We start from the raw sequence: 13376 nt of genomic DNA on the forward strand, positions 1-13376 counted from the left end.
TTTTTAGCCATTTTTAAGCAGATGGATTTTTAGTAAGTTCCTGTGAGAGACGAGTGGGGTGCTTTATGATTGCAAAACAAGTAATTTTAAGTTTGGTATTGTTGTTTGGTGGTGCGGTAACAATTTTTGCGGTGGTGCAAAATGGCAAATCCAGCAAAAGTGATGATGTGCCAGAGCAAGTTGTTACAACAACCCAAGTGCCAGCAAGACCTGTGGCTGTGCCTTTGACGGCAGATGTGGAAACCGAAGAAAAAATTTTGTCTCAAAAGCGAAAGCAAAGAGAGCTTTATAATCAGCAGCTTGCTAAAGAGGCTGATGCATTGCTTAGTGAACAAGAGCATGCTCGCATGTTGGCACTGGATAAAGCCAAGCAAGAGACTAGCCCAACGACCCAATCACAAATCAGTGCAGACAATGCTTCTAAAAGCGAGATGATAGCCATGCCTGTCGTGCAAACTCGTCCAGAAGCGGTAGAGGCAGCAAGAGTGACCGAACAAAAAAGAGTTGCTGAACAAAAAGCTGCCCAAGAGCGACAACTTGCTGAACAAAAATCAAAAGAAGTTGCTAACAAAGAAACCAATCATACCAAACAAGACAAACAGGCAGAAAAAAGCACCATGCAGATTAAGACAAAAAGCAAGCCTGCCACAAGCAATGATACTTCAAATAAGGGTAGGCATACTGTCACCAAAGGCGATACGCTGAGTGGCTTGTCTCGCACATATGGTGTTCCTGTTTCGGTCCTTGCAGCAGCAAATGACATGAATCGTCATGACGCCTTATTATTGGGTCGCATCATTACCATCCCATCATCATCCTCAACCGACAAAATTAAGCAAGATGCTCAGCAGACAAGAAGGAGTGCTCAAAACAACGCTTCAACAGTAAAATCCGAAACCAAGTCCGAACAGAAGGCAGATAACACGGCAGTTGCCTACAATTATAGCGTACAAGTTGCCATCTCGTCTGATAAAGCAAAAGTTGATGAGGTGGTTAAGAAATACCGTGCCGCAGGCTATCAGGTTAGTACCAGCCAGACATCTCGGGGCATCCGTGTTTTGATTGGTTCAGCAGATTCTTATGATGAAGCCAATGCTATTAGGCAAAAACTCGCCAAGGATTCAAGAGTGGATGCCAGTGGGGCGTGGGTTAAGAAGTTGGAAAAATGATTTTCAATGATCGTTTAGATTGATGAGTCATCTTTCGCCAGTCATTACCAGAAACACCCAGCTTTGATTTGTCAGAAGAATGTAACTAAGCAATGGTATGATGGTTAGCGTTGGTATATTAAAGAGCATTCATGCTATCTAAACTCATCGTAATATCACTTGCGTTGTTCTGCTTGGGCTTAACTGGTACAATCCACGCCCATCTACCAATCGCTAACCAGCGAATAGATGTGTCGTTGATTCGGCCTCTGCCACCCCCTAGTGCCAAACCAGATGGCCGTGGGGTTGCTATTGAAAATCTTGTCGGCGTTATGGTGCTGATTATGAGCACGACCCTTACTTAAAAGATGATGTCGTGCTTTTTTGCCGTTGGCAATGGCAAGCATTGTATGATTCTTTACAGAAAAAACTCAAGAGCATCCCGATCATTTAGATACTTATCGCCTACAAGCCGAAGCTTACTTCATCAATAAAGAATATCAGCAGGCATTATCTCAACTAGATCTTGTCCTAACGAGAAACCCATTTGATAAGCATGCTTTGGCGATGACGGTGCTTGCATGTCGTGTGTTAGAGGATAAAAATCAGGAGCAGAGTCGTCTGGCATGGCTTGGAAGTATTGATGCTCATTTGGCTGAAAAACCTACCAACATGTTCGCTTTCGTGGAGGTGTGGCTGGAACAATCATATGATGATGAACCTAAATCGCAAGTAATACCAGACACCATCGCTGTGTTCGGTTCATCACCCAATCTGGATGAAACACCCAGTGCGGGTATGTTGAAGCGTCTGTACTTAACAAAAAAGATGGCCGATCGCTTTTCTGATGCCATCATTTTTGTCAGTGGCGGTCCGGTCAAAACACCTTTTTTTGAATCTCAAGTCATGGCGGATTGGCTTGTGGCACATGGCATCGATGGGAAGCGTATTTTTTGGATGACCAGGCTAGGGATATGCCAGGCAATGCCATTGGCATGATCACTCTGATGCGTCGTTATCAAGGCAAACGAGTGTTGGCGGTAGCGACGCGAGGGCACATACCAAGAGCCAGTGCTGTATTAAAAAGTTATGCCGACCATGTTCATTATCCGATAGTCGTTGATTCTGTTGGTGGTGGCGAGCCATTAAATCCTCAAAAAGCAAAGACCGAAGCACTGTACCCCTATGTGAATGTTGTCAGAGTTTCAGGGCTTTTCACAAAAAGTGATTTTCAATGACAGAATCATCGCTTGGTGAGTGGCGTAGGGTGCGATGTTGCTCTTTTGCTTAGGACTGTGCCGGATTATCCTAAATCCCACACCGTTTTCTTAGGTATTTTAAGTTGATTAGGCGGTGCATCATAGTTAAAATGAATCTTGCATTCTTTGATGAAAAGATGAAAAGTGTTTCTTGTCAATGCTGTTTGTGGTTGTGATTTTATGCAAACTCTTTTGAATGATTTATTCTAAAATATTAAAATCACTCACATCAAGAGCATTGTAGCTTTTGTAGTAGTCTGTATATAAATACCATCAGGTTTAATTTTGCTTGCAATAATCGGCATTAAAGTGTCAGTTTTGATGTCTTTGACAACAACAAAAACGTTACCGTTTCGCTTTAAAAGACCAGACACCACCAAAATAACTTTTATCAAGCCTATCTCTCCATCAAACAAGGTTTGAGCTTCAAGATTGAGATTGTATTCTATCACAAGTCTGATTTTATGGTAGAATAAAGCTGTCAAAAGAGCAGTTACTCCAAGTACAAAAATTCAAGCAATCTTTTTTGTACTTTTTTACTTAATTTAGTATGGGTTATCTTCCCATTTGTAGTATCTTACATTGTGTCATCTGCCACTGCCCCTTTTATTTTTAATGTGTTTATTTGGCAGTGAGTACCGTTTTTATGTTGTCTATATCTATCGTGTTGTTGGTGGTTGTATTTTTTTTCTTGATGCTAGGCATTGTGGTTTGGGTGCATTGTCTAAAACAGCCTAAGTTAAAAACGGTTAGAGGTGATGACATGACCGTCTGGCCGTTTGAGACAATGCCAATCATGACGGACAGTGAAGTGTTGTTTTTTAAAAAATTACAATTGGCATTGCCTGAATTTCTGATTTTTAGTCAAGTGCAACTTTCACGCATCATTAAACCAAGTGATGAAGCAGGGCAAGATCGGCAGTTTTGGTTCAATCGTGTCTGTCGCCAGAGTGTGGATTTTGTATTAATTGATAAAGACTGCCAAACAGTGTTGGTTGCCATTGAGCTGGATGATTGGACTCACGATAGCCAAGCTCGCCAAAGACAAGATGCTAAGAAGGATAAGGCGTTGTCCAGTGCAGGCATTCCCATCATGCGTTTTCATGCGGAGAAAATGCCTGGTATTGACATGTTGCGTGTTGATGTGTTGGAAGTTATTAGGCAATTTGGATAGTCTGGTAGTGAGGCTTACTTGACAAAAAGAATAATAATAAGTATCATTTATTTTCTTATCCCTATCCTAACTGCCCATAGTTGCCATGCGTTTTCCATTTTGCCGATTAGTCCTATCTGTTTTCCTGTTTACTGTTCATGTTGCACATGCTGATACGCAAGATGATCGCCGTCTACAATCAGATATTAAAATACCTGACATAGCACCACCTATCGACTCAGGACTGCCAATATCACCGCAGCCCGCCAACGTCATGCTTTCAGTGGATGAACAGATGCTATTGACCAACCCAACCTTACTGTCTCGAGCAATGCTTTCGGTGCTGGTGGCTAATGATGTGGCTGGAACTCGGTTATTATTGCCCATCTACCAAAAACAGCCGAGTGAAATCATTGAATCTGAAATGGTTGACTGGGGCAGTGCCGTGCTGGCAGGTGCGGAAAGCAGACATGGCCAAGCCAGCAAAATCTACCAATCTTTGCATAACCAATACCCCAATAATGCTCTTTTTGCCGTTAGACTGATTCAGAGTTTGTTTGCCAATCGTCAATATCTAGAAGCCGAACAACTGCTTGCAGAGCAACCAGATTATATTGTCCATGAAATGCGTGCCTACCAAAAAGCCTTAACGAATTTAACCAAGCCATCGGTGTATTTTTCTGGCAATGTAATTGTTGATAAAAACATTAACAATGCACCCAATCAGACCGATTTGGGTGGTGGCTGGACGGCAAACGCTGCTGAGCAAGCACATGGCGTCGCCATCAATGCAGGTATGGAAAAGAAAGTTTTACTCAAAGGTGGCATGACGCTAGAACCTTCTATTACGATGAGTGGCAAGCTCTTTCGTGATGCTAAGCATTATAATGAAACGCAGCTTCGCCTAGGGGTCAACACTGTCAAAAACCATACTGGGGGTAGCTTATCTGTTTCGCCTTTTGTGGAGACTTCTTGGTATGCTGGTGGTAAAAAGGGTGTTAATGAATTAAAGCATTTTTCGGACACGCTGGGTGTGAGTATTGGCAGTCAAAGACAGCTTGGTAAAAAAAGCCAGCTTGCTACTAATGTTGAATTTGCCAAACATCATCATAACATCAGACATCATTTATCAGGTCATAGTGTCAGTGCCAGAGCGACCTTTTCTACGCGTCCTAACTGGCTGGGAGAAAGTGGTTGGGTCGGTGTTGGTGCGGATTATCGACAGGCAAAAACCCGGGATAAAGATGACTCCTATACCCGTGTCGGCATACAAGGTTCAATTACCAAGCGGTGGCATGATTTCGGTGTACGTGGCAGTTTGAATTTTTCCCAAAGACGCTATCATGGACCGATGCCGATTTTTAATCAAATCCAAACAAGTGATGAGTATTTTACCAACATCAGTGTTTGGCATAATAAGCTGAGCTACTTAGGGCTAACGCCGAAATTGACTTGGCAATACCAAAAAAATGACAGCAACATCGCACTGTACAGCTACGATAAAAGTCGTGTGTTCTTAGAGGTGAGTCGCCAATTTTAAAAAAACTTACATCATCTTTAAAATCAGCAAGTCTTGCACGATTGATGTCGTCTTAGTTTGTTGATTTTTTTGTCATCGTCTCAACACGGCTTTCGCCAATTTTGATTCATCGTTCATCATATGATGCCAAAGGTACTAGGTGGCATGTTTGGCGTTAAGTGAATTGTATTTACAGGTTGCTTATCTTTCAAGAACATTGCACAAATTATAAAAAAGGTTTGCATTGTTAATTCTTTAACTATATAATAAGAATTGTTATTGTTATCATTATTTGATCACTAAGATCAAATGATTGTTTTATTGTTTGATGCTGTTTTACTGACTTTTTAAAGTAGGGAGTGGTTATGCCTAAGAGTACCAAATTTAGCCTATTGCCTTTGGCGGTGGCTGTGACTTCATTGATGCTATCAGCCTGTGGTGGTGGCAGTTTTAACAACCCAAGTACCATTGTCATCGGTCAGTCTAGGATGATTGAGAAGTCTGACCAATCAAAGGATGTCTCAACCGATAAGGCTGATGACAATGCCAATGCTGATACTAAGAATAAAGCAGACAGTCGCCTAACCATGCCAGTGTTGGGCAGTGTTTTGGCGATTCCAAAGCGTAATCTGGCTCTTGATAAGAAAAAACGGACTCGTCTAGAAGAGCATGTGCCACTTGATGAAAATAACATCAAGACCGCTCATGCCAACCCTTTGCCAGCTTTAACCAAAGAGTTACAAGAGCGCTATAAGGATGAAAATATACATCAGAGCGATGATAAATATAAGTTTGTAAAAGCTGGTTGGATTTTTGCTGGTTTGCGTCCTTATGAGACGATTATAACTGATGAGGATACAGACCAGCCTAAGCGATATACCAAAGGCGATGGCTATCTGTACTATTATGGTGAAAATCCAACCACAGGGCTTGCCAAAGGTGTGGCAAACTATACGGGGCATTGGGATTTCGTGACTGATGTCAAGCGAATAAGAGAGTCTCCCATCAAAGAGAATACAGGTCGCCAAGCGTTCGGTGGTGGTTTAGCCTATGGGATGGACGGCGGCTTTGGTGATGAAATCGGTGCGACCAGCTTTGCCGAGCAAGTCTTTGGTCAGGTAAGTCCAAGACAGGGCAATCATCGTGCGGTCTTTAAAGCTGATTTTGACGCCAAGGAGCTGACTGGCACACTATCTACCAAGCAAAAAGCGATTGCCAGCAGTCCAGAGACCTATGTAGACCGCTATGATATTGATGCGACCATCAAGGGAAATCGATTTGTGGGTTCTGCCATTGCTAAGAATACCAAAAGTAGCTTTCTAGAACCCAACTTCTTTAATAAAAATGCCGATGACCGCCTAGAAGGTGGGTTTTATGGTGAAAACGCTGAGGAATTGGCAGGTAAGTTTCTAGCCAATGACAATTCTGTCTTTGCGGTATTTGCTGGCAAGCAGGACAACCCTGAGAAAGTTGAGAAGCTTGAGCAGGTATTTGGTGGTGCTTATGTCGAGCTGACCCAAGACAAGGCTGTCAACCCTGCACAAAAGTCACAAGTGTTATCGCTGGTGAACTTTGGTAATGTGGATCAGCTGCAGCTTGGTGATCACACCATCACGCTCTTACCTCAAGAAGCAGGAAAAACAACTCAGCAATCTGTTAAACTGCCAACAGGACAAACAGCTGTCATCACCAGTTTTGGTAGCAGTGATGGCGTTCTAAGATTGGGTTCGGTCAGTAAGACTGCCAAGACCATCGAGACGACGGCAAAAAGCAAACCTGCTGAAAATGTTAAAGTGACGAATAAAGACAAAGTTGGCGAGCCTGCCAAACCAACCGCAGAACAACTTGAAGCTGCTAAAGAAAAACTGACTGAAAAAATGGATGGGCTAAAAGCAGAGCTGACTATTCTGCTTGATTCTTACCAAAAAAATAGTCAAGATAGAGCGACCTTAAGAAAGCAAATTACTGAAAAGGTTTTATTAGGCTATAACGATGAGAGTAGTAAGAAAAATTTAGCAGAAGTCCTGCAGGATATGTTTAATCGCTTGGTGGACTCAGATGAGGAAGAAAGAAAATGGGCTGCTGATGATATTCTAGATTTGCTTGTCACAGGCGATAAATTTAACAGTGATAACTTAGAAAATTTAAAAGAGTTCTTGGTTCAAAACCTAGTGGCACAATCAACACCAAGCCACACTCAAGATCAAATTACTAAGGCAAAAGCTCTCTTAAAAGCAAAGCTTGAAACTGAAAAACAAGAGCTAAAAGATCTCCTAGACAGCTTTGCAATAGAAAACGGCAACTTTGGTGGTGATGAAGAGTCTGGCGAAACTCCACAAAATCTTACAGAAGATGACGATGAGCGTGTGGAGAATGCGACAGATGGTGCAAGTGAAGTGTCGGGTACGGATGTTGATGATTTGGAAGAACTAAAAGCACAAGTCATCGATAAAATTAAAAATGCCTACACAGAAGACAAACGCACTGAGGTTGAAAAGCAGGCTAAATTATTAATTGAACAATTAAAAGCTGAAGATGAAGAAACAACTGCCAAATTGGTAGAATTGCTTGCCAAAGGCGGCAAATTCGATGGCGAAAACATGGCAAATCTCACCGCCTATTTGCCACAAAACAACTCTTCATCTCAAGCTGGGTTTGGCTTGATTGGCATTGAAGAGTCTTTGACAGGTCTATACATACTGGGTCAACGCACCCCGGTCAGTCAGATAGCCAATCAAAGTCAAGCTAATTATCAAGGTACTTGGCATGGCAGAATCGGTCATCACTGGCAGTCGCAAGCAGGTTATGGCGAGTACGACGGTAAGGCAAAATTTGAAGTGGATTTTGGTACTAAACAGTTGACTGGCACACTGACTGAAAAATCAGGCATTGAACCTGCCTTTAATCTAAACGCCACAATTGATGGTAATGGCTTTAGTGGTACAGCCACGACTCGTGCCAATGGCATTTATTTGGATAAAGGTCGTCAGCAAAACCAACAAATCCTAACAGTTGAGAGTAACAATCTGACTGGAGCATTCTATGGCGAGAATGCCAAACATTTGGGCGGTTCGTTCAGTTTTGAACAGACTTTAAATGATGATGAGACGGTTGTTGGCGGTGCGGTATTCTATGGCACAAAAACCACAGAAGATGAAACGAAACAGAAGTAAGGATGAGACGATGAATTTTCGCCCAAAATATCTGCCGCTGGTCATCACAGCGATGCTGTGCAGCAGCTTGCCTGCATTTGCCAATAATAATGGGGATGATCCAAGTGTTGAGCTTGAGACGCTAAGTGTCGTCATCAAAAAACGCTTGCATGCCAAATCCGAAGAAGTTACTGGCCTTGGCAAAACCATTAAAACGATGGATGATTTGAATAAAAATCAAGTACTTTCCGTCAAAGATCTGGTAAAAGATGTTGCTGGTGTGGCTGTTGTTGAGCAAGGTCGTGGGGCCAGCAGTGGCTACACCATTCGTGGTATGGACAAGAACCGAGTGGCGGTCACTGTTGATGGCATCGCTCAAATCCAGTCTTATCTGACCCAAAAACGCCAGTTTGGTGATGGCAGAGAAGGCTCTGGGGCAATCAATGAGATTGAACTTGAAAATGTCAGCGGTGTACAAATCAGTCAAGGAGCGAGTGGTTCTGAGACTGGCAGTGGTGCACTAGGTGGCGCGGTGAGCTTTCGCACCAAAAGCATTGACGATGTGCTAGATGCAGACGATAATTTCTCAGCCTTTTATAAAGGTGCATACGCCAGCAAGAACAAGCAAAAAATGCACTCCGTTGGTGCGGCATTACGCCATAAAAAAGCCGATCTTTTTGTACAGTATACCGACCGTACCAAAGAGACTGTCAAGCCACATAACGACATCTATCAAACCAATTATGAAGTGTGGCGCTGGGGTGGCTCTCAGGTGGACTTTGATAAGCAGGCAATTGCATTCGAAAATGATCCAAGACGCCAATTTATCATCATCGATGAATGCCCTACCTATGTGGACAAAGACCCTAGCAGTATGGCTGGCTGTACTAAGCCAAAGCTGGACATTAAGCCTGTATTAGAGACCATGGATGCTAAAGAATACACTGGCGATAAGCGAGTATTGCCTGACCCTATGCAATATGATTCTAAATCCGTATTGATTAAGGCGGGCTTTAATCCTTCGTCTACGCAACGAGTTGAGCTTTTGACCGAAAAGACCACTCAAAATTATAACAGTCGTGATATGACCAAAACGGCCTACCACTTGGTTCCCAACCAAGGTCGAGGCAACCTGGCACAATCACCACTCGTTTATCGCGGACAAAGCTATCAAGAAGGCTATGTGACCGATGCTAAAATTGGACTTTGGACGCAAGCACAGTTTTTTGACGAAAAGCACGATAAGAGTCGTTACGGCATCAATTATCGCTATCAAAATCCTAAAGATTTCCGCTGGTTTGATGAGTTGAATTTGAGCGTTGATAAGCAAAATGTCACCATCGATCATCTGCAAATCGAGAAATACTGTTCGCCTTATCCTACGGTTGATAGAAACTGCACACCCAGTGCGGATAAACCAAATTCTGCCGAACGCCAAAATCGTAAAGTATACAGTGAGGACCATTTGCTGTGGCGAGCAGATTTCTCCAAAAATCTGTCGGGCGACATCATCAATCATCGTCTAAACTTAGGTTTTGGCTTGGATAAATTCCGTTCCAATCTATGGATTGGCGATATTAAAGAGCGATATCATCGTTTGGACTTTAAGTTTGTAGACGACATCAAAGATTCAAATGGCAACTTTATCGAAGCCTACCGAATTAATCAGTATCAAGAAGGTACAGACATTTGCCAAGAGGCTCAGCAGTATTTGGGCGAAGCCCGCAAATGTGGCGACAGACCAATCACAGGTCATAATGCTTATGCCACCTTTAAAGATACGATTTCCATCGGAGACCTTGCGAACATTACCCTAGGTGTTCGTCATGATACCCATCGTTTTAACAGTGATGATGATTGGACTGGTACAGGCAAATATCGTAATCTATCCTACAATGGCAGTCTTGTGCTAAAACCAACCGATCATGTTGACTTGCTGTATCGCATCTCATCTGGCTATCGTGTACCAAGCTTTAAAGAGCTGTTCGGCTACCGTTTGGATGGTTTGACCAAAGAAGAAAACAGCGATCAGCATTACCGCACTAATGTTAAGCCGGAAAAGGCTCGTAACCAAGAGTTTGGTATCGCTTTCCATGGCAATCTGGGTGAGGTTACGGCCACTTACTTTGATAACCGATACAATGATCTGATTGATTTGACACTCAAGGGTGATCAGTGGGGCTATCGCAACTATCAAGATGTGCATCTGGCTGGTCATAGCATTCAAGCTAAGGCCTATCTTGGTGAGCTTTGGGATAAGTTGCCTGTGGGGCTGACTGCATCTGCCAACTATCTAAAAACCAAAGTTAAAGATAACCACATCAAAGAGGGTTTTGAGTACGGTTCTGGCTACTTCCTAGATACCATCTCACCTACTCGTTATGCTTTATCGCTTGATTACACTGCTGATAGCGATAAGTGGGGCTTGGGTGCGACTTGGATTTTTAGCGATGCTAAAAAAGACAACGAATTGACCACATTGGTCGCATCACCGAGTGGCACCTATGAAAAAGTTGCCACTAAGGTTAATAGTAAGGCTTGGAGAACGCTAGATTTGTCGGCATTTTATCAACCAACTGATAAGTTGACTGTAAGAGCTGGTATCGATAATGTCTTTAATTATCGATATAGCCCATGGGAGTCTTTGCGTCAGACTTCAGTTGTCTCTGGTAATCAGCATACCCAAGGATTGCCCAGCCAATATGCTGCCAGCGGTCGCAACTTTGTATTGTCTTTACAGGCTAAGTTCTAAAAGAGTCAATAAAAAACGCACTTCAACAGTGCGTTTTTTATTGACCAGTCATCTACTTTTATAAGATTTATGACATGAACCACAACTTTCGCTCATTTTACCAAATGCTTTTTCAACATCAGTGAAAGATTGGGCGTTGTCGGCAACACTTGCCAGCTCGTCGACAGCATCATCAAACATCTGTGCTTTTAGCTTAAATCCTGCAGAATCTGTCCAAACGGTATCTTGTGCCTTGCCTTTTTCTGCATCATTATCAAAATGTGCCCAAACATATGTGGTAGACTGAATGGCGTCGGCTTGTTCCTTAAAGGCTTCTGCATCAAAGCGATCTTCAGAAAGCATGCTTTTCATAATATCGCTTGATATGCGCCAATCTTGCATGATGTCTTGGCGAATGCTTACATCGTTTGAGGTTGTGGGTTTTGAGCTACAAGCAGTAACGGTTAATGCAGCGACAATGGCGATAGTAAGACCTTTACTGATTGGCAATATGTTCATGGCTTCCTCGCAAGGTGGCTAAAATAGAAAAATAATACCTGTTTTCACCATCAGCTTTATGATGAATTCAGATGGATTTTTGAATATAACATACAAAACATTGATTTTCAATGAAAGTCATGAATGTTGCCTGCGTCCAAACAAACCAATACGCCGTGTCCAATGACACGACCAATAACTATCAGGTTGGTTGTAATGCCAGCCAATCTCTAGGCTTTAAATAAAAGTCGGTCAGTTCAAATTCAGGCGTGCCTACTTCAGGCTCATAGCGATACAACCAACTGGCTAGCGGCGGCATGGATACCAGAATCGATTCGGTGCGTCCATTTGACTGTAGTCCAAATATTGTCCCACGGTCATAGACGAGATTATATTCCACATAGCGTCCGCGGCGATACAGCTGAAACTCTCGCTTGCTTTGAGTGTAGGCTTCGTGCTTGTTGTTCTCGAAGATTGGTACGATCCCATCAAGATAGCCTTGCCCAACTGCTTGCATAAAAGCAAAACATTGATTAAAATCCCAGCCCATACTGGCAGTATTCAGATCATCATAAAACAGACCACCAACACCACGGCATTCGTTGCGATGTTTTAGATAAAAATATTCATCACACCAAGTTTTGAATCTTTCGTAGATTTGTTCACCAAATGGCTGACATAAATCATGTGCGACTTGATGCCAATGTATGACATCGCCCATGTTGGGATAAAAAGGTGTCAGGTCAAAACCGCCGCCGAACCACCACACAGGCTCGCCCCCATCTTGTGGTTGTGCCACGAACAGTCGCACATTGGCGTGGCTGGTTGGGACGTGTGGGTTCTTGGGGTGGATAACTAGCGATACACCCATTGCTTGAGCCTTTGCGCCGGCAAGCTGTGGGTGCCTCTCGGTGGCAGAAGGGGGGAGCTTGCTGATGTGGATGTGGCTGAACATCACGCCGCCTTTTTCGATGACTTCACCGCCAGACATCACGCACGAGCGACCGCCACCGCCTTCGGGACGCTCCCAAATATCTGGGATGAACTTAGTATTACTACCGCCATCGACGCCGCCTGATTTTTCTTGATTTTCTAAGGCGGTGCAAATTCTCTCTTGTAAGTTTAATAAAAATTCTCGTACTTGCCCAAGCTTGGCATCAAAATCTGCCGCTGTGGTGTTGCTGTTGTTAGTCATGATGTTGCCTACTGTATCTTTATTGGTGATTAATAAAGTGTCCCATTTTTGAGTCTTTGACATTGAGATAATCTTGGTTGTGTGGATTGACACCGACGATGAGCGGAACGCGCTCTACCACGTCAAGCCCTAGTGACTTTAGATCATTGACTTTATTGGGGTTATTGGTCATGAGTGATAATTTGGTGACGCCAACGTGCTCAAGCATTTCTTTGCACATCTCATAGGTGCGAGCATCGGCAGGCAGCCCGAGTAGTAGGTTGGCATCTAAGGTATCATGCCCTTGGTCTTGTAGGGCGTAGGCGCGGATTTTGTTGGTGAGTCCGATACCACGACCCTCTTGGCGTAGGTATAGTATGGCGCCGCAGCCGTGTGCTTGAACGGCTTGCATGGCGGCGTTCAGCTGGGGACCGCAGTCGCATTTGAGCGAGCCGAACGCATCACCTGTCAGGCATTCTGAGTGAATGCGTACCACGGGAATGGTGGTAGGATTGTCACAGGGCAATCCATGGCTTAGAAGAATGTGCTCTTGTCCGATTTCGTTTTCGAATACATGAATGTCAAATTCACCATGAACGGTGGGCAGTTTTGCTTTGGTGATGAATTGATACAAAATAAACCCCAATGGCATGATGCCAATAATGCTAATCTTTATGTGAAATTCTGATGAGAAATGGAATGCTTAATTAAAAATAATGGTGTTTTTATGGCAAAAATAAAG

General features: G+C 43.3%; 10 protein-coding genes and 1 pseudogene. 7 read left to right on the top strand and 4 right to left on the bottom strand.

Annotated features, from left to right (window positions below):
• The first annotated feature begins 65 nt into the window (after positions 1-65).
• From DYD54_RS03055 to DYD54_RS03070, 3 genes are all read left to right on the top strand, one after another.
• A complete protein-coding gene (locus DYD54_RS03055) occupies positions 66-1169 on the top strand; it encodes an SPOR and LysM peptidoglycan-binding domain-containing protein (protein WP_063513702.1) in 1104 nt (367 codons plus the stop codon).
• A 552-nt stretch (positions 1170-1721) separates the two neighbouring features.
• A complete protein-coding gene (locus DYD54_RS03065) occupies positions 1722-2147 on the top strand; it encodes a YdcF family protein (protein WP_167541385.1) in 426 nt (141 codons plus the stop codon).
• Positions 2123-2386 (top strand): hypothetical protein, encoded by a 264-nt coding sequence (locus DYD54_RS03070; RefSeq protein WP_063513705.1) that lies wholly within the window; start codon positions 2123-2125, stop codon positions 2384-2386. Before DYD54_RS03065 ends, DYD54_RS03070 begins: the two co-directional genes overlap by 25 nt.
• Before the next feature lie 70 nt (positions 2387-2456).
• On the opposite strand, the pseudogene DYD54_RS03075 reads toward DYD54_RS03070, so the two are convergent.
• Positions 2457-2966, bottom strand: a pseudogene (locus tag DYD54_RS03075) (transposase).
• Positions 2967-3170: 204 nt separating this feature from the next.
• Between DYD54_RS03075 and DYD54_RS03080 the strand changes: the two are divergent.
• The 4 genes from DYD54_RS03080 to DYD54_RS03095 all read left to right on the top strand — a co-directional run bounded on the left by DYD54_RS03080 (position 3171) and on the right by DYD54_RS03095 (position 10983).
• On the top strand, positions 3171-3581 hold the full coding sequence (locus tag DYD54_RS03080; RefSeq protein WP_228703585.1) for a DUF2726 domain-containing protein: 411 nt from the start codon (positions 3171-3173) through the stop codon (positions 3579-3581).
• A gap of 85 nt (positions 3582-3666) precedes the next feature.
• Complete coding sequence (locus DYD54_RS03085) at positions 3667-5100, top strand: porin family protein (protein WP_084260582.1); 1434 nt, start codon at positions 3667-3669, stop codon at positions 5098-5100.
• Positions 5101-5444: 344 nt separating this feature from the next.
• Positions 5445-8252, top strand: a complete 2808-nt coding sequence (locus DYD54_RS03090) for a transferrin-binding protein-like solute binding protein (RefSeq protein ID WP_063513708.1) — start codon at positions 5445-5447, stop codon at positions 8250-8252.
• A gap of 10 nt (positions 8253-8262) precedes the next feature.
• On the top strand, positions 8263-10983 hold the full coding sequence (locus tag DYD54_RS03095) for a lactoferrin/transferrin family TonB-dependent receptor (protein ID WP_063513709.1): 2721 nt from the start codon (positions 8263-8265) through the stop codon (positions 10981-10983).
• A gap of 48 nt (positions 10984-11031) precedes the next feature.
• On the opposite strand, the gene DYD54_RS03100 is transcribed toward DYD54_RS03095, so the two are convergent.
• From DYD54_RS03100 to ribA, 3 genes are all read right to left on the bottom strand, one after another.
• Positions 11032-11481, bottom strand: coding sequence for a c-type cytochrome (locus DYD54_RS03100; protein WP_063513710.1), 450 nt, complete (start codon positions 11479-11481; stop codon positions 11032-11034).
• A 181-nt stretch (positions 11482-11662) separates the two neighbouring features.
• Positions 11663-12655 (bottom strand): oxygen-dependent coproporphyrinogen oxidase, encoded by a 993-nt coding sequence (gene hemF, locus DYD54_RS03105; RefSeq protein ID WP_063514943.1) that lies wholly within the window; start codon positions 12653-12655, stop codon positions 11663-11665.
• Positions 12656-12674: 19 nt separating this feature from the next.
• Positions 12675-13268, bottom strand: coding sequence for a GTP cyclohydrolase II (gene ribA, locus DYD54_RS03110; protein ID WP_172459601.1), 594 nt, complete (start codon positions 13266-13268; stop codon positions 12675-12677).
• Between the last annotated feature and the right edge of the window lie 108 nt (positions 13269-13376).

Source organism: Moraxella ovis, from assembly GCF_900453105.1.
Taxonomy (GTDB): Bacteria; Pseudomonadota; Gammaproteobacteria; order Pseudomonadales; family Moraxellaceae; genus Moraxella; species Moraxella ovis.

Excerpts from the sequence above, each read along its gene's own strand:
- DYD54_RS03055 (WP_063513702.1), top strand. The coding sequence starts at position 66 with ATGATTGCAAAACAAGTAATTTTAAGTTTGGTATTGTTGTTTGGTGGT.
- DYD54_RS03070 (WP_063513705.1), top strand. The coding sequence starts at position 2,123 with ATGCCAGGCAATGCCATTGGCATGATCACTCTGATGCGTCGTTATCAA.
- DYD54_RS03080 (WP_228703585.1), top strand. The coding sequence starts at position 3,171 with ATGACCGTCTGGCCGTTTGAGACAATGCCAATCATGACGGACAGTGAA.
- DYD54_RS03085 (WP_084260582.1), top strand. The coding sequence starts at position 3,667 with ATGCGTTTTCCATTTTGCCGATTAGTCCTATCTGTTTTCCTGTTTACT.
- DYD54_RS03090 (WP_063513708.1), top strand. The coding sequence starts at position 5,445 with ATGCCTAAGAGTACCAAATTTAGCCTATTGCCTTTGGCGGTGGCTGTG.
- DYD54_RS03095 (WP_063513709.1), top strand. The coding sequence starts at position 8,263 with ATGAATTTTCGCCCAAAATATCTGCCGCTGGTCATCACAGCGATGCTG.
- DYD54_RS03100 (WP_063513710.1), bottom strand. The coding sequence starts at position 11,481 with ATGAACATATTGCCAATCAGTAAAGGTCTTACTATCGCCATTGTCGCT.
- hemF (WP_063514943.1), bottom strand. The coding sequence starts at position 12,655 with ATGACTAACAACAGCAACACCACAGCGGCAGATTTTGATGCCAAGCTT.